At 37.2% G+C, this 18,353-nt stretch carries 20 protein-coding genes; 5 read left to right on the forward strand and 15 right to left on the reverse strand.

From position 1 onward, the window contains the following. Nucleotides 1-113: 113 nt before the first annotated feature. A complete protein-coding gene (locus tag IGL56_RS09120) occupies nucleotides 114-452 on the forward strand; it encodes a helix-turn-helix domain-containing protein (protein WP_129235122.1) in 339 nt (112 codons plus the stop codon). 74 nt (nucleotides 453-526) lie between these two features. On the opposite strand, the gene IGL56_RS09125 is transcribed toward IGL56_RS09120, so the two are convergent. Both IGL56_RS09125 and IGL56_RS09130 read right to left on the reverse strand, forming a co-directional pair. After that, nucleotides 527-1,333 carry a hypothetical protein gene (locus IGL56_RS09125; protein WP_429861319.1) on the reverse strand — a complete coding sequence of 269 codons (807 nt, stop codon included), beginning with the start codon at nucleotides 1,331-1,333 and terminating at the stop codon, nucleotides 527-529. Nucleotides 1,334-1,636: 303 nt separating this feature from the next. After that, the gene (locus tag IGL56_RS09130) at nucleotides 1,637-1,849 is read right to left on the reverse strand and encodes a hypothetical protein (protein ID WP_430599748.1); all 213 of its coding nucleotides are present in this window, start codon (nucleotides 1,847-1,849) and stop codon (nucleotides 1,637-1,639) included. A 323-nt stretch (nucleotides 1,850-2,172) separates the two neighbouring features. Here IGL56_RS09130 and IGL56_RS09135 point away from each other — a divergent pair, with 323 nt between their 5' ends. Beyond that, nucleotides 2,173-2,883, forward strand: a complete 711-nt coding sequence (locus IGL56_RS09135; RefSeq protein WP_129235127.1) for a helix-turn-helix transcriptional regulator — start codon at nucleotides 2,173-2,175, stop codon at nucleotides 2,881-2,883. A 129-nt stretch (nucleotides 2,884-3,012) separates the two neighbouring features. Further along, the gene (locus IGL56_RS09140; protein WP_429861317.1) at nucleotides 3,013-4,155 is read left to right on the forward strand and encodes a tyrosine-type recombinase/integrase; all 1,143 of its coding nucleotides are present in this window, start codon (nucleotides 3,013-3,015) and stop codon (nucleotides 4,153-4,155) included. A gap of 94 nt (nucleotides 4,156-4,249) precedes the next feature. On the opposite strand, the gene sufB is transcribed toward IGL56_RS09140, so the two are convergent. From sufB to IGL56_RS09195, 11 genes are all read right to left on the reverse strand, one after another. Then, nucleotides 4,250-5,644 (reverse strand): Fe-S cluster assembly protein SufB, encoded by a 1,395-nt coding sequence (gene sufB / locus IGL56_RS09145; RefSeq protein WP_002356769.1) that lies wholly within the window; start codon nucleotides 5,642-5,644, stop codon nucleotides 4,250-4,252. Nucleotides 5,645-5,662: 18 nt separating this feature from the next. Next, nucleotides 5,663-6,130, reverse strand: a complete 468-nt coding sequence (gene sufU, locus IGL56_RS09150; protein WP_002356768.1) for a Fe-S cluster assembly sulfur transfer protein SufU — start codon at nucleotides 6,128-6,130, stop codon at nucleotides 5,663-5,665. Next, a complete protein-coding gene (locus IGL56_RS09155; RefSeq protein WP_430599751.1) occupies nucleotides 6,117-7,352 on the reverse strand; it encodes a cysteine desulfurase in 1,236 nt (411 codons plus the stop codon). Before IGL56_RS09155 ends, sufU begins: the two co-directional genes overlap by 14 nt. Next, nucleotides 7,349-8,635, reverse strand: a complete 1,287-nt coding sequence (gene sufD, locus IGL56_RS09160; protein ID WP_002364433.1) for a Fe-S cluster assembly protein SufD — start codon at nucleotides 8,633-8,635, stop codon at nucleotides 7,349-7,351. Before sufD ends, IGL56_RS09155 begins: the two co-directional genes overlap by 4 nt. 14 nt (nucleotides 8,636-8,649) lie before the next feature. Beyond that, nucleotides 8,650-9,420 (reverse strand): Fe-S cluster assembly ATPase SufC, encoded by a 771-nt coding sequence (gene sufC / locus IGL56_RS09165; RefSeq protein WP_002356763.1) that lies wholly within the window; start codon nucleotides 9,418-9,420, stop codon nucleotides 8,650-8,652. 369 nt (nucleotides 9,421-9,789) lie between these two features. Continuing rightward, on the reverse strand, nucleotides 9,790-10,347 hold the full coding sequence (gene frr / locus IGL56_RS09170; protein WP_002356762.1) for a ribosome recycling factor: 558 nt from the start codon (nucleotides 10,345-10,347) through the stop codon (nucleotides 9,790-9,792). A gap of 3 nt (nucleotides 10,348-10,350) precedes the next feature. Next, the gene (pyrH, locus tag IGL56_RS09175) at nucleotides 10,351-11,073 is read right to left on the reverse strand and encodes a UMP kinase (RefSeq protein ID WP_002356761.1); all 723 of its coding nucleotides are present in this window, start codon (nucleotides 11,071-11,073) and stop codon (nucleotides 10,351-10,353) included. A gap of 260 nt (nucleotides 11,074-11,333) precedes the next feature. Then, nucleotides 11,334-12,215 (reverse strand): translation elongation factor Ts, encoded by an 882-nt coding sequence (tsf, locus tag IGL56_RS09180; RefSeq protein WP_002356760.1) that lies wholly within the window; start codon nucleotides 12,213-12,215, stop codon nucleotides 11,334-11,336. Nucleotides 12,216-12,320: 105 nt separating this feature from the next. After that, nucleotides 12,321-13,106: a 30S ribosomal protein S2 gene (gene rpsB, locus IGL56_RS09185; protein WP_002356759.1), complete on the reverse strand. Its 786-nt coding sequence runs from the start codon at nucleotides 13,104-13,106 to the stop codon at nucleotides 12,321-12,323. A 183-nt stretch (nucleotides 13,107-13,289) separates the two neighbouring features. Continuing rightward, a complete protein-coding gene (locus IGL56_RS09190) occupies nucleotides 13,290-13,727 on the reverse strand; it encodes a GNAT family N-acetyltransferase (protein WP_002356758.1) in 438 nt (145 codons plus the stop codon). A 19-nt stretch (nucleotides 13,728-13,746) separates the two neighbouring features. Further along, nucleotides 13,747-14,523 (reverse strand): TrmH family RNA methyltransferase, encoded by a 777-nt coding sequence (locus IGL56_RS09195; protein WP_002356757.1) that lies wholly within the window; start codon nucleotides 14,521-14,523, stop codon nucleotides 13,747-13,749. A gap of 106 nt (nucleotides 14,524-14,629) precedes the next feature. Here IGL56_RS09195 and IGL56_RS09200 point away from each other — a divergent pair, with 106 nt between their 5' ends. Continuing rightward, nucleotides 14,630-14,905 (forward strand): acylphosphatase, encoded by a 276-nt coding sequence (locus tag IGL56_RS09200; RefSeq protein WP_002356756.1) that lies wholly within the window; start codon nucleotides 14,630-14,632, stop codon nucleotides 14,903-14,905. Between the two features lie 166 nt (nucleotides 14,906-15,071). Then, nucleotides 15,072-16,004, forward strand: a complete 933-nt coding sequence (gene yidC / locus IGL56_RS09205) for a membrane protein insertase YidC (RefSeq protein ID WP_002356755.1) — start codon at nucleotides 15,072-15,074, stop codon at nucleotides 16,002-16,004. A 33-nt stretch (nucleotides 16,005-16,037) separates the two neighbouring features. On the opposite strand, the gene IGL56_RS09210 is transcribed toward yidC, so the two are convergent. Both IGL56_RS09210 and glyS read right to left on the reverse strand, forming a co-directional pair. Further along, on the reverse strand, nucleotides 16,038-16,229 hold the full coding sequence (locus IGL56_RS09210) for a hypothetical protein (RefSeq protein WP_065813695.1): 192 nt from the start codon (nucleotides 16,227-16,229) through the stop codon (nucleotides 16,038-16,040). 39 nt (nucleotides 16,230-16,268) lie between these two features. Beyond that, on the reverse strand, nucleotides 16,269-18,353 hold the full coding sequence (gene glyS, locus IGL56_RS09215) for a glycine--tRNA ligase subunit beta (RefSeq protein ID WP_002356751.1): 2,085 nt from the start codon (nucleotides 18,351-18,353) through the stop codon (nucleotides 16,269-16,271).

Raw genomic sequence — 18,353 nt, forward strand, 5'->3', positions numbered from 1 at the left:
CATTATATACATCAATTTGTAGTAATTCAACAATTATATGTGATTAAACACCATTTTTAACAAGAATAAACAACAGTTTGTTGTATAGTATAAGTGTCGGAGGGATAGATTAAATGAAACAATATGCTAAAACCATACGAGAAAACAGAAAAAAATTAGGTTGGACTCAAAAACAACTTGCTCAGAAAATCCATGCCTCTCAGCAAGCTATTGCTCGTTGGGAAAATGAAGTTACTGAGCCTCGAACTGAAAATTTACAAGCACTTTCAAAGGCTCTGGGAGTCCCTTTAAGCCATTTTATTGATAGGCAAACAGAAATAGCAGATGACGATTTCAACGCTTTGTATCGCTCCTTATCACCCGAGGATAAAGTTAAAACCTTAGACTATATGAGGTTATTAAAAAGGCAAGAAATGGAACGAAACGAGTTTAAAGATCACCCAGCTAGTTAAAAAGGGTGATCTTTAGACTTTAAAACTAGATTGACTCATCTCCAATGTTATTTTCCAAAAAATCAATTAATAAGTTATATATTTTTCTCCTTCATTTGTTGAAGAATGTCTTTTACTTTGATTTCCAACCTATATACTCTTTTTTTGAAGGTTTCCTTAGAAATTTTATGTTTCTCGCATATACTGTCTTCGTCAAGTAATACCAAATCCAATATAAGCTGTTTTTCCCTTGTTTTCAGAATTTCTGATTCTATCAACTCTTCTAGTAATTCAACGGTTTCTATCTCTTTCATATAATCAGTTACATTATTATAGCTATTTTCTACGCTCAATATATCTCTTGAACTTAATTTCAATTTAAGTTCATATTCATTGGTAAATATATCTTCATGAGAAAAAATGTCTACACCCATTCCATTGTGAGTTGGACTCATCACTCTATAATAGTCAAGCTTCTCCTTTTTTTCTTTGGCTAACTGTTCACTAGACTTTCTTCTATATCCATTCCCAAGCATTAGTTCTCTTTTTAAATTTCTCTCTGAATTTTTCAACATATTATATTTCAACTTCATTGACTCTTCAGATTCTCCCTGTAATAATAGATGAAATTCCCAAATATCTTTATTGTCTTTTTCCAGTAGCTTCGCTCTTCTACAATATTCCGTCCATAAAGAGGCTACATACATATCGTATGTATCTTTATATTTAGGCATGTTAAGAGGTACAGACGTAGAATAATGCGCTTCATAAACATAAGTTTGAATATATGGCTTAATTAACTTAAAAAAGTGAACCCATACAATTTGTAAATCTCTTACATGTTTTTCCATTGGTGATACTTTTCTATCTAGTAATTTCTCATTATTTTCAATTTTATTCATAATCTTCTCCTTAATTGTCCAAGTTTGTATTTTTATTGGGCATTATATAGTTATAAAACACTCTTCGGAATCCTCTTTCATCTTAATCTCTTCTGAAAATTTCTCAGTATACTTAACTACTAATCTTTTAATCTAAATCAAAATTCTTTGTATATTTGATTATTTTTGAGTTTCTTTAAATTGGTACTGAAATAGAAGTTAGAATTGAAAGCTGAGTGGTTTTCTCAGCTTTTTACAGGTTTTTTAAGGGGCGTGCCCCTTGAATAGCTACCCTTGTGTTCTTTTTTAAAAAGTACCTTCAAGCTAACTTCTATGACTTAACATAAAAGCATCTAGGTCAGATTTAGAAATTCTTTGAACACCATCAATTTTAGTAACAGCTAGATCATACTCAGAAATATATCTTTTCAATGTGTTTAAAGAAATATCCTCTTTTAACTTTTCAATCTCTCCTTCCAACACTTGTTGAACTGTCTTAGTAATGACACTATCAATTGTTATGTCTTCTGTTAACATAAATTCCATCCTTTCATTAGTTTTCTGTATCTCTCTTTTTAAAATCACAAAAAAAGCACAGACTCCCCCTCTCATCAAAATAAAGTAAAAAAACTTTAATTAGACAAGAAGCATTGAAAGTCTGTGCTGTAAGCTTCTTTATATATTACATGATTACTATAACATAAAAAAGGGTGTTTGTAAACACCCTTTTTTAATTGATTTCTATTTAAATTAAATCATTTTGAAATACTAGTATCCATTATGCTATTTTTCAAAAACGAAAAACAGGGCATTTACAAACACCCTGTTATATTGTATACTATTTACAAGGAGATGATAATATGACTAACTCACTTCCTCTAACTTCCAATGACAGAGACAAACACCGAGGTCAGAGAATTAAAAAAATTCGTAAAGAATTAAAATTGACTCAAGTAGACTTTGGTATACTTGTCTCTAAAAATAAGAGTATGGACAGAAAAACTGTTTACGATTGGGAAATAGGTAAATTTTGTCCTAATGATGAAAGTTTAAAAAAAATAGCCAAAATAGGGAATATTAGTATTGAGGAACTCTTGTTTGGATCATTTGACAGCTACCTTTCAGGATTGATTCTAAATGGTGATACATTAATTCAAAATGAATTTAGTTCTACAGATTTATCACTCTATGATTACCTAAAATTTTCAAATAGACCTGTAACAGCTAGTCTATTTAAAAATTTAGATATAGAAAAGAAAAAAGATATCTTTTATAAGACACTGGAAATTTGCCGTAAAAAAAAACTAACACACTATGATACTAAAAAGATTAGCGATATTTTTACTGATGTTGTCACAAACTACACAGAAGGAGATATTTCTTATCTTACCTTTTCAATTTTAGAAAATTTAAACTTAATTGAAACTGAATGGCTACCAGATCAAGTTAGGGATAATTCTTCTGAATCAAATAAGTTTTCTGACGATGGGCTAATTGCAATATCTAATGCCATTACTCATTTTAGACATGAACTAAATATCATTAACAACCAGTACAGCAATCTAAAATAACGGAGGTGTATAAGATGGAGCGATACTAAGCGTAACATCTTAAAATAAACAGAAATTAATACTTAGATTTACTCCTACTATTGCTCCCAATAGACTATATCTATTGACCGATACCTAGGAGGAAAGAAAATGGCAAAAATATCAAAGTACAAAAAGAATAACGGTCAAGTAGCATGGATGTTCAAAGGACATGTAGCCACTGATCCACGAACTGGAGAAAAAGTAAATACCACACGTAGAGGCTTTAAAACTAGGCAAGATGCAAAAAAATCACTTGATGAACTAGCATACGAGATAAAGTACGGGGTCAAGAAGAAAGCTTCTGATATGACTTTCGAGGACTTGTATGAAGAATGGATAACCCATCAACGATCAAGTGTTAAACCTTCGACAGTAGCTATATCTGTTAGGTTTGCTAAAAATCAAATACTGCCTGAGTTTGGTAAGTTGAAGTTAACGGATATTTCTGTCCCATACTGCCAGAAAGTCTTAAGCAAATGGCATGCAAAATATAAGATGTGGGATTCTATTCGAAAACAGACTGGACAAATTTTAGCCTATGGCGTTTCTATGGAATATATTGATAGTAACCCTATGAGAAAAACAATGCGTCCTAAGCATAAAGAGTATGAGGAAAAACGAAAGTTCTATACTAAGGATGAATTGAATACCTTGCTAAATGCATTCAAGGACTTTGGAAACACTAAGCAATATGCTTTCTTCAGATTACTAGCATATACTGGGATGAGAAAAAGCGAAGTTCTTGCATTACAGTGGAAAGATATTGATATGTTTAATAAGGAACTGCATGTTAACAAAACAGTTGCGATTGATGAACATAAGAATATCATAATCCAAACACCTAAAACCAAAGCCTCAAGGAGAACGATTTCTCTTGATAAAGGGACTTTAGCAATCTTAAATGACTGGAAGATGCAACAAAAAACTGAATATCTTAAACTAGGCTATAATACGAGCTCAGAAGAGCAATATGTTTTTACAACACTTAAAAACACGCTATACATTCCAAACACTGTGAATGATTGGTTAAGATATATTTTGAAAAAGTATAACTTACCTCGTATTACGCCTCATGGGTTCAGACATACCCATGCTAGTTTGCTATTAGAAGCTGGAGAATCTGTTAAGGTAGTTCAACAACGATTAGGGCATGAAAATAGTAAAGTGACATTAGACATCTATGCACACATTACAAACAACGCACCTAAGAAAACGGGACAAGAGTTTGCTGATATGATGGCTCATCAGTAAAAAAGCTAGTCAAAACCTGGTCATTTCTAATATCAAGGCAAAATAAAAAAGCTAGAATCCTTATACATCAAGGGTTCTAGCTCCTATAACAGGTTTAACCTACACTGCCTTCCATCTCATAACTAATCAACCGATTCAACTCAACCGCATATTCCATCGGTAATTCTTTCGTAAATGGTTCAACAAAGCCCATAACAATCATTTCTGTCGCTTCGGCTTCAGACAAGCCGCGACTCATTAGATAATATAATTGTTCTTCAGAAATTTTTGAAACTTTGGCTTCGTGTTCTAAGGACACTTGGCTGTTATGGATTTCGTTAAATGGAATTGTATCTGATTTTGATTTTTCGTCCATGATAATCGTGTCACATTCGATGTGGGAAATCGAGCCTGCGCTGTCTTTGCCAAAAGTCACTTGGCCACGGTAGTTAACTTCGCCGCCGTCTTTAGCAATTGATTTTGAAACAATTGAGCTAGAGGTATTCGGCGCATTGTGAATCATTTTGGCCCCAGTATCTTGGATTTGGTTAGCACCAGCAAAGGCAATCGATAACATCGTGCCACGGGCACCTTTGCCATCTAAGTAAACGCTTGGGTATTTCATGGTTGTTTTAGCTCCTAGGTTCCCATCAATCCATTCGACAGTGGCACCTTCGTAAGCTTTAGCACGTTTGGTTACTAAGTTGTAGACGTTATCTGACCAGTTTTGAATAGTGGTATAACGACAATAAGCATCTTTTCTAGTGAAAATTTCTACGATGGCCGCATGCAAGCTGTTACTTGAATACGTGGGTGCCGTACAGCCTTCGACATAGTGAACGCTGGCCCCTTCATCGACAATAATCAAGGTCCGTTCAAATTGGCCGGTATTTTCAGCGTTGATTCGGAAATATGTTTGTAATGGTACATCGACTCGAACGCCTTTTGGTACATAAATAAAGGTTCCACCTGACCAAACAGCTGAGTTTAAAGCGGCCAGTTTATTATCTGTTGGCGGCACAAGTTTTGAAAAATACTCTTTGAATAAATCAGGATATTCTTTTAAAGCAGAGTCAGTATCTGTAAAAATGATGCCTAATTTTTCAAATTCTTCTTTCATGTTGTGGTAAACAACTTCTGATTCATATTGAGCAGAAGCCCCAGCTAGATAAGCACGCTCAGCTTCAGGAATCCCAATTTTTTCAAAGGTTTCTTTGATTTTATCAGGTACATCATCCCAATCGCGTGCGGGTTTGTCACTCGGTTTTTGGTAATATTTAATTTTACTAAAGTCAATATCTGACAGGTCTGGACCCCATTCTTGCATGGGCATTTTATTGAATTGTTCTAACGATTTTAAACGGAAGTCAAGCATCCATTCTGGTTCGCCTTTCACGCGAGAAATTTCGCGAACGACGTCTTCTGTTAGGCCGTCTCCGGTACTAAAGACTGGTTCCACATCGTCGTGAAAGCCAAATTTATATTCTTCTAATTCAGGTACTGTACTCAATTCGTCGTCACCCTTTCTTTATTTTTCACAATGTAAATGACCGGCTTCGCCTTGGCCGTTATTAGCAACAGCCTGCTCTAAGGCTTTCCAAGCCAAGGTTGCACATTTGATCCGAGCTGGAAATTTAGCTACGCCGCTTAACATTGCTGCATCGCCTAATTTTTCATCTTCGGCCACTTCATTTCCTTGAACAAGTTGAGAAAAATCCTCTGCTAAGGCCGTTGCTTCGGCGATTGTTTTTCCTAATACCGCATCAGTCATCATACTAGCACTTGCTGTACTGATAGAACAGCCACTTCCTTGAAAGGCGATATCTTTAATCACACCGTCTTCAATGGCCACATCCAGTTCAATCACATCTCCACAAGTAGGATTATTCAGTTCAATTGTTTGGCTAGACGCATCTAGCGTTCCGTGGTGATGTGGGTGGCTAGAATGGTCCAAAATGACTTGGCGATATAAGTTATCTAATTTAGAAAGTGCCATGCTGGAAAAACTCCTTTGTCGCTTTAATCGCTTCAACTAAGCGATCTGCGTCTTCTTTGGTATTGTATAAATAAAAACTTGCCCGTGCGGTTGCTGGCACGCTCAAATAGTTTAATAGCGGTTGCGCGCAATGGTGACCCGCTCTGACAGCGACCCCTTCCATATCTAACGCCGTAGCCACATCATGTGGATGTAAACCGTCAATATTAAAAGCAATCACACCTGTGTGGTCTTTTGGATTCTGTGGACCATAAATCGTCAAGCCCTCGATAGCTTGCAACTTCGGCAAAACATAGTGAACAAGGGCTGCTTCATGTTGATGAATGGCCTCTAAACCAATTTCTGTTAAATAATCAATGGCGGCACCTAAGGCAATTGCCCCAGCAATATTAGGTGTGCCAGCTTCAAATTTCCATGGAAGCTCTTTCCAAGTACTTTCTTGAAGATGAACAAAGTCAATCATTTCGCCACCAAATTCCACAGGTTCCATTTGTTCCAATAAATGACGTTTGCCATAAAGGACACCAATTCCAGTTGGTCCACACATTTTGTGACCACTAAATGCATAAAAATCAGCATCGATGGCTTGAACGTCCACAGGCATATGAGGAACTGTTTGCGCGCCGTCTACCACCATCACAGCGCCATTTTGATGAGCTAATTGTGTTAATTCTTCGATTGGATTAATGACCCCTAACACATTTGAAACATGAGCAATCGAAACAATTTTCGTTTTTTCTGTAATTTGTTGACGTGCACTTGCCATGTCTAAAAAGCCGTCTTCAGTGACGTCTATATACTTCAAAATGGCTCCTGTACGTTGGGCTAATTGTTGCCAGGGAATAATGTTTGAATGATGTTCCATGTAAGATATGACGATTTCATCCCCGGCTGTAACTGCCAAGTCACCATAACTTTTGGCAATCCAATTCAAACTGGTTGTTGTTCCTCGTGTAAATAAAACTTCCGCTGTTTCTTTGGCATGGATAAATTGGCGAACCTTTTCGCGGGAGGCTTCATAGTCCTTCGTTGCTCGTTCGGCTAACGTGTGCACCCCACGATGAACATTGGCATTATCGGTTTCATAATAATGTCGTAAAACATCTAACACTGCCGTTGGTTTTTGGGTTGTTGCAGCATTGTCTAAATAAACTAGCGGTTCATCATTAACTTCTTGAAATAAAATAGGAAACGATTGACGAATGGTTGCTGCATCCATCATGCGTTTAACTTCCCTTCAATTACTTCTACAAATTCATTTTGTACTTCTTTAACTGGAATTGCTGTAATGACAGAACCTAGGAAGCCACGAATCACCAAACGTTCCGCTTCTTCTTTACGCAAGCCGCGGCTCATTAAATAATACATTTCTTCTGGATCTACTCGACCAACGCTGGCTGCGTGTCCGGCAGTCACTTCATTTTCATCAATTAAAAGAATTGGATTGGCATCACCACGAGCTTTATCAGACAGCATTAAAACACGACTTTCTTGCTGTGCGTCGGCTCCTTTTGCGCCTTTTAAAATGTGGCCAATTCCGTTAAACGTTAAAGTACCACGTTCACGAATGACTCCATGTTGTAAAATATGACCAATCGAATGTGGCGCTTTGTTTGTCACTCGTGTGTCGATGCCTTGTGTTTGTTTACCTGCACTAATTGCAACAACTTTAACTTCTGAATGAGCGCCTTCGCCAACTAAATCAGAATCAAAATCAGCCACAACATCGCCATCATTCATGACGCCTAGAGCCCAATCAACAGAGGCATCCCGCATAATATAGCCACGACGATTCATATAAGTCGTTACAGTTTGCCCTAATTGATCCACGGCTGAGTATTTAACTTTTGCGCCATCTTTCGCAATCACTTCCACAACGATATTTCCAGAAGCTTTCTCTGCGTGATGACCAGTTGATTGAAAACGTTCTAAATAACTGAATTCACTATGATTATCTGCAACGATTAAAACATGTTTAAAGAAAGGTTGGTTGCTATCTGAATCCTGAATAAACAAAGATTCAATTGGCTCTTCAATCACTACGTTTTTAGGAACGTATAAGAAAACGCCACTATTCATGAAAGCTGCATGAGCTGCTGTCAGCTTATCTTCTTCTGGTAATACGGCTTTAGTCATATAGTATTCTTTAACTAATTCTGGGTGCTCTTGTAAAGCAGTAAAAATGTCTGTAAAAATTACCCCTTGTTCCGCTAATGAGGCTGGCAATTGCTCAAAAGCATGAAAAGATCCTTGTTGAACAATTAAAGGATTGTCTTTCATTTGATCAAAACTTGCGACATTTCCTTCAGAAGGCACATAACTTTCCATGTGAACATTTAATAAAGGCCAACGATGAAATTTCACACGATCAATATGTGGTAACTCACTTTCGTCAGCGTTTCTTAAAGCCGTTGTTCGCAATTCAGTCATCCAAGCTGGTTCTTCATGTTCTAGTGAAAAAGCGGTGACTTCGTCAAGATAATCCATTAGATTTACTTTTTTCATTTATCTTGTCCTCCTTACGCTTCTTCTTTGTAATCAATACCTAATTCTTGGCTGATACCAGCATAGCCTTCTGTTTCTAAACGTTTTGCCAAATCAGCCCCACCGGTTTTCACAACGCGGCCTTCCATCATGATATGAACAACATCCGGCGTGATATAGTTCAATAAGCGTTGGTAATGGGTAATAATTAACGCACCAAAGTTCTCGCCGCGCATTTCATTAACCCCTTTAGAAACTACTTTTAACGCATCGATATCTAAGCCTGAATCAATTTCATCTAAAATGGCAAACGTTGGCTCTAACATCAATAATTGTAAAATTTCATTTCGTTTTTTCTCGCCGCCAGAAAAACCTTCGTTTAAGTAACGCTCAGCCATTTCTTCAGGCATATTTAATAATTCCATTTTGCTATCTAATTTTTTTAAGAACTGCATGACTGACATTTTGTTGTCTTCGTCACGTTTTGCATTGATTGCTGCACGCATGAATTCAGCGTTGGTAATCCCTGGAATTTCACTTGGGTATTGCATTGCTAAGAATAAGCCTAAGCGAGCGCGTTCGTCTACTTCTAAATCTAAAACGTTGACGCCGTCAAACAGAATTTCTCCTTCTGTGACTTCGTAGTTAGGATTTCCCATAATTGCTGCTGATAAAGTAGATTTACCAGTTCCATTAGGTCCCATAATTGCATGGATTTCTCCAGTATTAATTGTTAAATCGACTCCTTTTAGAATCTTTTTATCTTCAATTGATACGTGTAAATTTTTGATTTCTAACACAGACATGTACAATTCCCTCCAACTTGTTTTAATCGTTTTTCCGTTCTCACTCATTTTAGCCTAATTGAGAATGAATCGCAAATTACAATTGCTAAAAATAACAACTCTTATCATCAAATTTTAGGATTCAATTTGTGAAGGAAAATTTTAAAAGGCTGATATTTCAAAGTTTCTCTATATTTTTAAGTGATCCTCCCTACACAAAGAAAAAAATTCTGGTAGAATAAAAAAATTTATTCAAGAAAGCGTTTTCTTGGATAATTACTTTAGAATGACTTTCGCAAAGAGAGCGTTGAGATACGCCTTCATCATCTATACAAAAAAATCCAGAGCATTTGCTTCTCTGGATTCAATAATTTTTATTAGTGATTGGTTTTATACTTCTAAAAGTTCTTGTTCTTTTTCAGCAGTAATCGCATCGATATTTTTGATGCTATCATCTGTTAATTTTTGAACATCTTTTTCAAATGAACGTAATTCATCTTCAGTGATGTCGCCATTTTTTTGAGCTTTTTTCAACTCATCCATTGCATCACGACGAACGTTACGGACAGCAACTTTTGAGTTTTCCGCTTCTTTTTTCACGTCTTTGGCTAATTCTTTCCGACGTTCTTCCGTTAATTGTGGAATCACTAAACGGATGACATTTCCATCATTGGTTGGGCTAATGCCGATATCACTCATTTGAATAGCTTTTTCAATGTCAGCGATAGAATTTTTGTCAAACGGTGTAATCATTAATACACGTGCTTCTGGGATATTGATACTTGCTAATTGGTTAACTGGTGTTGGTGCACCATAATATTCTACTTGAATACGGTCTAATAGACTTGCGTTCGCACGACCAGCACGAATTTGACCTAATTCACGGCGTAAGCTTTCTTCCGCTTTTGTCATTTTTTCTTTGGCTGTTGCTAAAACTTCTTTAGACATTCTTTATTTCCCCCTTACAGTTGTTCCGATATTTTCACCAAGGATGGCACGACGGATATTTCCTGCTTCATTTAGGTTAAAGACAACTAAAGGAATATCGTTATCCATACTTAATGAGCTTGCTGTTGAATCCATTACTTGCAGCCCTTTAGAAATAACATCTAAATGTGTTAGTTCTTCAAATTTTGTCGCTGTTTCATCCACACGTGGATCTGCAGAATAAACACCATCAACATTGTTCTTCGCCATTAAGATGACGTCCGCATCTACTTCTGCAGCTCGTAACGCAGCCGTTGTATCTGTCGAGAAGTAAGGATTTCCTGTTCCTCCGGCAAAAATAACAACGCGGCCTTTTTCTAAATGACGTTCTGCACGACGACGAATGTATGGTTCTGCAATTTGACGCATTTCAATTGATGTTTGAACACGTGTAGGCACACCAAGATTTTCTAATGTATCTTGCAATGCTAAGGCATTCATCACAGTAGCTAACATGCCCATATAATCTGCTTGTGCACGTTCCATGCCCATTTGAGCACCAATTTGTCCACGCCAGATGTTTCCGCCGCCAACCACGATGGCCATTTCGATACCTAATTCATGGACCTCTTTAATTTCTTGGACGATTTCTTTAATGACTGGTGGTTTAATGCCAAAACCGTCTTCTCCGGCTAGCGCTTCTCCACTTAACTTTAATACGACACGTTGATACTTAGGTTTAACCATCATAATTCCCTCCAAGATTCTCTAAAAATCATTCAATTCCTCATTTAGATGACTTTTCACCAAAATGATTTTTTAGACCAAGCAGTGCGATCCACTGGTTTTGCCTAAAAAAAGGGAGCGCATATCAAAGTTATGCGTTCCCAAATGGCTGAAAGACTGCCTTGAATCAAGCAGTAATCAATTTATGCAGCTTCCTTTGGGGATCGCTGTCTGTTTAGATACTTATGATTCACGGCTTTTCAACCGAGCGTTTGATGCTCTTAGTTTTTCATTTGGCTCATTACTTCATCCGCAAAGTTATCTTCACGTTTTTCGATACCTTCGCCAACTTCAAAACGTACGAATGATTTCACTTCGCCGCCTTTAGAAGCAACAAATTTTTCGACAGTCATATCTGGATCTTTAACAAATGGTTGGTCAACCAAAGCGATTTCTGCTTTGAATTTTTGTAGACGACCAACAACCATTTTTTCAACGATATTTGCTGGTTTACCTTCGTTTAATGCTTGTTCAGTTAACACAGCTTTTTCGTGTTCTAATTCTTCTTGAGGAATTTGAGATTCATTGACATAGCGAGGGTTGATTGCCGCGATGTGCATAGCAACATCTTTCGCTACTTCTTCGTCAGTTGTGCCATCGATAACTGTTAATACAGCAATACGGCCACCCATGTGTAAGTAAGCGCCAAATGCAGCATTGTCAGCTTTTTCGACAACTTCAAAACGACGGAAGCTGATTTTTTCACCGATAACAGTTGTTGCTTCGATTAAATCAGATTCGATTGTGCCTTTTTCAGTTTTAATAGCCATTGCTTCTTCCATCGTAGCTGGTTTGTTTTCAGCAACTTTAGTCGCAATATCTTTAACTAAATCTTGGAACATTTCGTTTTTAGAAACGAAGTCAGTTTCTGAGTTTACTTCAACGATTGCTGCAACGTTACCTACAGTTGCTACGTTTGCTAAACCTTCAGCCGCAATGCGGTCATTTTTCTTCGCTGCTTTAGCCATACCATTTTCACGTAAAAAGTCTACGGCTTTTTCCATGTCGCCTTCTACTTTTACTAATGCTTTTTTAGCGTCCATCATTCCAACGCCAGTCATATCGCGTAATTCTTTTACCATTTTAGCTGTAACGTCTGCCATTATTTGTGTCCTCCTCGGATATTATCAATTCTTTTTAAAAAAGCTATCTCAAAGGAGAATCAGGCTTTTTGTCGCCTAGCCTTTGAGACAGCTCCGTAATCATTATTATTCAGCTGATTCGTTATTTCCTTCAACAACATCAACGATTTCTTCGATTGAAGTTGCTTCTGGTGTTTCTTCAACGAATAACTCTTCAGTTGCTTGGTCTTCCCCTTGGTTACCTTCGATGAAAGCGTCAGCCATTTTAGCAGTGATTAATTTCACAGCGCGGATTGCATCATCATTTGAAGGGATTACAACATCGATCTCATCAGGATCACAGTTTGTATCAACCATTGCAACGATTGGAATGTTTAATTTGTGTGCTTCTTGAACAGCAATGCGTTCTTTACGTGGGTCAACGATGTACATTACATCTGGAATTCTTGGCATATCAGCGATACCACCTAAGAATTTTTCTAAACGTTCACGTTCTTTGTTTAAGCCAGCAACTTCTTTCTTAGGTAAAACTTCGAAAGTGCCGTCTTCTTCCATTGCATTGATTTTTTTCAAGCGAGCAATACGTTTTTGGATTGTATCCCAGTTAGTTAACGTACCACCTAACCAACGATGGTTTACATAGTATTGACCAGCGCGGATTGCTTCATCTTTGATTGCTTCTTGTGCTTGTTTTTTAGTTCCTACGAATAAAGCAACGCCGCCTTCTTCTGCAACGTTTTTCATGTAATCGTAAGCTGCATCTACTAATTTCACTGTTTTTTGTAAGTCAATGATGTAGATACCGTTTCTTTCTGTGAAGATATATTTCTTCATTTTTGGGTTCCAGCGACGAGTTTGGTGACCAAAGTGTACGCCGGCTTCTAGTAATTGTTTCATAGAAATTACTGCCATGTTGTGTTTCCTCCAGTTTGGTTTTTATTTTCCTCTTCTTTTCGTCAACTCCTTGAAGAACTACCGTAGTAGCACCACTTCGCAGATGGAAAAGAATGTGGATTTCGTGTGTGAAAATCACACCTTTAACAGTATAAGATATTTTCAGAAAAATAGCAAGCCTTAAAACTAGAAATGTCGCTCCTAATGCGCTTGCCAAACAAGATGACATTCTTCGTTTCCCGTTTCATCGATGGTTCGCTTTTGTTGGACAAAGCCTTGTTTTTGATAAAAGGCATAAGCTGCTTGATTTTTCCTGTAAACAGCCAAAGATAAGAGGTCCTGTTCTTCTTTTGCTACTTGCAGTAATTTCTGACCGATGCCCTTCCCTTGAAACGCTTTTTTTATAAAAATTCCTGCGATATAGTTATCCATTAATCCTAAAAACCCAATTATCTGATCCTCTTCTTCTGCTAAGATCAGTGTTGCTTTTGGTAACGCAGTGCGGACAAATGCTTTATTTTCTTGCCAATAAGTTGGCGCGACAAATGGATGAGCTTCTAGATTCGTTTGCAGCCAAATAGCCATAATGGTTTCTAATTCTTTTTCTGTTAACTGGGTTGTCTTTTTGATAGTCAGCATTTTTTGACACTCATTTCTGTTATTGATTATTTTCAAAATAAAACATTAACACGCCCGCTGCGATAGCGACATTCAATGATTCTGCTTGACCTTTCATTGGAATATAAAGATTTTTCGTGGTTTCTGCTAACAATTCTGGCGAAACCCCGCTACCTTCATTGCCTAAAATCAACGCATAATTTTCCACTGCCTCTTGTTCATAATAAGCAATCGCAGCTTCATTTAGTTCTGTACCGAAAACTGGTAGACCTTGCTTCTTGAATGCCTGAACCACTTCAGTCAACTCTCGTTGGAGAACTGGTAAATGATAGTGGCTTCCCTGCATTGAGCGCAACACTTTTGTATTGTAAATATCTGCTGTGCCCTTACCTAAAATCACGCCTGCTAAACCCGCTGCATCAGCTGTGCGAATCATCGTACCAACATTACCAGGGTCTTGGATATTATCTAAAAGTAACCAACCACCTTTAAAAGAAAGCGACTGCTCTTGTTGCGTTTCCAAGGTGACAATTGCCAAAATTCCTTGTGAAGTTGGCAGCTCCGACAAGCTATTTAAAACCTCATCACTAACAAAAATTAATTTTTCTGTTTCTTGTTCAGCTAACCAAGTTCCCCATTCTTGTTGACCTCTTTGGTTAAACAAAATCCACTGGACATCGGCATTGGCCTTCACAGCTTCTTCAACTAAATGAAATCCTTCTATTATATATTGGTTCAGTTCTTCTCGGTACTTCTTTTTGTGTAATTTTTTCCATTCTTTTAATTGGTTATTTTTCGTTGATGTAATTTCTTTCATAAGTCACCTCGCCTTTGTATTATAGCATGCTTCTAGCTTGCTTGGATACTTGCTAGAACCAAGAAAAATCGCTATCATAAAGAAAAAAGCAAAGGAAGTGTCTCTCATGGAAAAACTAAGAATGAATGTACAAGGGCGTGTCCAAGGTGTTGGCTTCCGCTACATGACAAAAATGGTGGCAGATCAATTAGGTGTCACTGGTTCGGTGAAGAACGAAGACGACGGGTCCGTTTCAATCACAGCAATTGCACCTGAAGACATAATGGAAACATTTATCAAAAAAATCAAAGATTCCCCCAGTCCAGCGGGACGTGTAACGTATGTTGATATTCAAGAAGACCCTTTGTTAGAAGAAACGGAACAATTTAAAGTGATTCAATAAACTTACTTTCTAACGATTGATTTCTTTGGGAAGAAGCCTTGAACAGCAAGTAGTTCCTGCTTTTTATTGATTTTTGTAAGAGCTTCTTTTCGATTTTGATTGAAAAAGAGCGCTGTTTCAAGTATAGTTAACCATGTAAAAATTTTTTAGAAAAGGACCGAATTACATGCGTAAATTAAACCGATGGCTTTACGGCTCTGGCTTACTATTTTTAGTAATGTTTTTATCAGGCTGTGTGAAAACAGGAGCAGATGGACAACCAACTGGTGAAGGTTTTGTCTATAACTTCCTTGTTTTACCGATGAGTAATGCAATTACTTATCTTGTCGATAACTTTAATTGGAACTATGGTTGGGCGATTATTTTTATCACCATTATTGTACGGATCATTATTTTACCGTTAGGCTTACATCAATCGAAAAAAAGCTTTATCCAAACGGAAAAAATGCAAGCAATCAAACCCCAAGTGGATGTTGCACAAGCAAAAATGAAACAAGCAAGTACGCGTGAAGAACAAATGGCCGCACAAGCAGAACTACAAAAGATTTATAAAGAAAACAATGTGAGTATGGTTGGCGGAATTGGTTGTTTGCCTTTATTAATTCAAATGCCTATTTTCTCTTCTCTGTTCTTTGCTGCTCGTTATACAAAAGGTATTGCCACGGCAAGCTTCTTAGGAATGAATTTAGGGCAACCAAATATGATTTTAGTGGCATTAGCTGGTTTAGCCTATTTAGCTCAAGGTTATATTTCAATGATTGGTATTCCTGAAGAACAAAAGAAAACAATGAAATCAATGCTGATTGTTTCACCATTAATGATTGTTTTCATGTCCTTTAGCTCACCTGCAGGCGTAGCGCTTTACTGGGTAGTTGGTGGTATTTTCACATGTATTCAATCTGCCATCACAAATATCCTCTTACGTCCAAGAATTAAAAAACAAGTACAAGAAGAATTGAAAAATAACCCACCAAAACAAGTGGTTACTCCTATTAAGGATGTGACACCAAAAGAAACAAACAAAGTAACACAAAAAACGAACCAACCAAAAGCAAACGGCAATAAAGGTCGCAATGCTGGAAAACAAAAACGTAAATAAAAAAAGGATCGCCTCTAAACGGCGATCCTTTTTTTACTTCAATTCTTTCCCAGTCATCTCTTCAATAGTTCGAATAGACTTTGGACCAAAGCCATGCAACGAAAGTAACGCTTTTCGGCCTCGTGCGTAGAGTTCATCCACACTGTCGATTTTTTCATTCGTTAGCACACGAACAGCTGGCTTTGATAATTGTGTTAAAATTTGTTCAAACGTTGTTTCTAGCATGCTGTCGGTTCCTCCTTAGCGGTCGAAAAACAGCGCTTTTTATTTTACAATTAATAAATCTAAGCTAGCAATTGATAACGCCATTTTAGCAATTTGCATTAATTGTTTTAATCGGTTTTGTTTGACTTTTTCATCCTCAACCATAACCATCGTTTCATTGAAGTACGCATCAATTAACGGACGTAGATTTACTAGTGCTTCATAGTTTTCTGCAATCGTGCGTGTCGCAAAAGCTTCAGATAAATCGTTAACCGCTTGATACAGTTCTTTTTCTGCCTTATTTTCAAACAGACTTGGATCAATCCCTTCTTCAGTATCACCTAAAAGTTCTTGACCTTTTTTCGCTAAATTAATAACACGCGTTAAGGCTTCCATTGATGGTTTAAAATCTTGATCTTCAAAACGGCTTTTTAAAATATTCGCTGAAGCAAATAATTTCGATAAATCGGCTTGCTCAGCAGACACCACTGCATCGATAATGTCATGGCGAACATTTTTTGTCATTAATAATTGACGTAAGCGAGCTTTCACAAATTCAACGACTTCTGCTTGTCCTTCGTTTAGTAAAACGCCATATTTCTCAACATCTTGATTCACTGCTTCATCAACTTCTGTTTGTAATTGAACTAATGGGAAGGTCCAGCCTTTATCTTCAATAATTCGGATAACGCCATAGGTTTGACGACGAAGTGCATAAGGATCGTTAGAACCTGTTGGAATCATACCAACTGAGAAGAATGAAAAGACGCTGTCAAGCTTATCGGCTAAGGCTAAAACAGCCCCGATTGCTGTTTCTGGCAATTCACCTTCACTGGAAGTTGGTAGATAATGTTCTCGAATCGCCGTTGCTACGGCTGGTTTTTCGCCTTGTAATAAGGCATATTTTTCTCCCATAATTCCTTGTAATTCTGGGAATTCACCAACCATATTTGTTACTAAGTCAAATTTATAAATTTCAGAGGCACGTTTTAAATCTTCCAATTCATCCTCAGATAAGCCAACTTTTCGACCAATGATTTGTGCAATTAAAGCAACCCGTTGCATTTTTTCATAAATTGAGCCAATCTTTTCATGGAAAGTCACATTTTTTAGTTTTTCAACACATGCTTCAATCGTTAATTTTTTATCTTCATTGTAAAAGAATTCTGCATCTTCTAAACGAGCAATTAACACTTTTTCATTTCCTTTAATCACGTTTTCAAGGTGAACATTATCCCCATTGCGAACAGCGATAAAATGCGGCATTAATAAGCCTTGGTCGTTACGAACTTCAAAGTAACGTTGGTGTTCTTTCATAGAAGTCACTAATACTTCATCTGGAACAGATAAATATTTTTCATCAAAACTGCCTACAAATGCAGTTGGATATTCCACTAAATTCGTAACTTCTTCCAATAACTCTTCATCTAAAGCTAACTGCCAATTTTTTTCTGCAGCGAGAGCGTTCGCTTGATCAACAATCATTTGTTTCCGTTCATTCGGTTGAACCACTACAAATTGTTCTTTTAATTTTGTTTCATATTCATTAGCGTGTTGGAACGTCACATCGTCTCCCAAGAAACGGTGGCCACGAGAAGTTTGCCCTGTCGTCACGTCTAACACGTTGAAAGGAATTACTTCATCATCAAGTAGTGCCACAATCCAATGAATTGGACGAATATATTCGAAATCATAGTTTGCCCAGTGCATTGTTACCGGGAAAGTTAGACTTGTAATCACGTCATTTAATTTTGTTAATACCTCTTTGGCACTTTGGCCTTTGGTAAACTTCGTCACATAGACATATTCGACACCATTTAATTCTTTGAAAACAATGTCCTCAGTTGTAACTCCTTGGCCGCGTACAAAACCTTGTGCAGCTTTTGACCAATTTCCTTCAGCATCTAAAGCAATTTTTTTCGCTGGACCTTTTACTTCTTCTTCAACATCCGCTTGTTTTTCAGGAATCGCAGTTACTTTCACGGCTAAACGACGAGGTGTGGCAAAGGATTGCACTGTTTCATAGTCTAAATGATGTTCATCTAAAAATTTGATTACTTTTTCTTCAAGTTGGATACGGCTTGGTGTGACAACATGTGCGGGCATTTCTTCTAAGCCAATTTCTAATAATAAATCTTTTGCCAT

The organism is Enterococcus sp. DIV1316a (genome assembly GCF_050536915.1).
Lineage (GTDB): Bacteria > Bacillota > Bacilli > Lactobacillales > Enterococcaceae > Enterococcus > Enterococcus faecalis.

Bases quoted from the DNA above. Each gene is read 5' to 3' on its own strand.
- IGL56_RS09120 (WP_129235122.1), top strand. From the start codon at position 114: ATGAAACAATATGCTAAAACCATACGAGAAAACAGAAAAAAATTAGGT.
- IGL56_RS09125 (WP_429861319.1), bottom strand. From the start codon at position 1,333: ATGAATAAAATTGAAAATAATGAGAAATTACTAGATAGAAAAGTATCA.
- IGL56_RS09130 (WP_430599748.1), bottom strand. From the start codon at position 1,849: ATGTTAACAGAAGACATAACAATTGATAGTGTCATTACTAAGACAGTT.
- IGL56_RS09135 (WP_129235127.1), top strand. From the start codon at position 2,173: ATGACTAACTCACTTCCTCTAACTTCCAATGACAGAGACAAACACCGA.
- IGL56_RS09140 (WP_429861317.1), top strand. From the start codon at position 3,013: ATGGCAAAAATATCAAAGTACAAAAAGAATAACGGTCAAGTAGCATGG.
- sufU (WP_002356768.1), bottom strand. From the start codon at position 6,130: ATGGCACTTTCTAAATTAGATAACTTATATCGCCAAGTCATTTTGGAC.
- IGL56_RS09155 (WP_430599751.1), bottom strand. From the start codon at position 7,352: ATGATGGATGCAGCAACCATTCGTCAATCGTTTCCTATTTTATTTCAA.
- sufD (WP_002364433.1), bottom strand. From the start codon at position 8,635: ATGAAAAAAGTAAATCTAATGGATTATCTTGACGAAGTCACCGCTTTT.
- sufC (WP_002356763.1), bottom strand. From the start codon at position 9,420: ATGTCTGTGTTAGAAATCAAAAATTTACACGTATCAATTGAAGATAAA.
- frr (WP_002356762.1), bottom strand. From the start codon at position 10,347: ATGTCTAAAGAAGTTTTAGCAACAGCCAAAGAAAAAATGACAAAAGCG.
- pyrH (WP_002356761.1), bottom strand. From the start codon at position 11,073: ATGGTTAAACCTAAGTATCAACGTGTCGTATTAAAGTTAAGTGGAGAA.
- tsf (WP_002356760.1), bottom strand. From the start codon at position 12,215: ATGGCAGACGTTACAGCTAAAATGGTAAAAGAATTACGCGATATGACT.
- rpsB (WP_002356759.1), bottom strand. From the start codon at position 13,106: ATGGCAGTAATTTCTATGAAACAATTACTAGAAGCCGGCGTACACTTT.
- IGL56_RS09190 (WP_002356758.1), bottom strand. From the start codon at position 13,727: ATGCTGACTATCAAAAAGACAACCCAGTTAACAGAAAAAGAATTAGAA.
- IGL56_RS09195 (WP_002356757.1), bottom strand. From the start codon at position 14,523: ATGAAAGAAATTACATCAACGAAAAATAACCAATTAAAAGAATGGAAA.
- IGL56_RS09200 (WP_002356756.1), top strand. From the start codon at position 14,630: ATGGAAAAACTAAGAATGAATGTACAAGGGCGTGTCCAAGGTGTTGGC.
- yidC (WP_002356755.1), top strand. From the start codon at position 15,072: ATGCGTAAATTAAACCGATGGCTTTACGGCTCTGGCTTACTATTTTTA.
- IGL56_RS09210 (WP_065813695.1), bottom strand. From the start codon at position 16,229: ATGCTAGAAACAACGTTTGAACAAATTTTAACACAATTATCAAAGCCA.
- glyS (WP_002356751.1), bottom strand. From the start codon at position 18,353: ATGGCAAAAGATTTATTATTAGAAATTGGCTTAGAAGAAATGCCCGCA.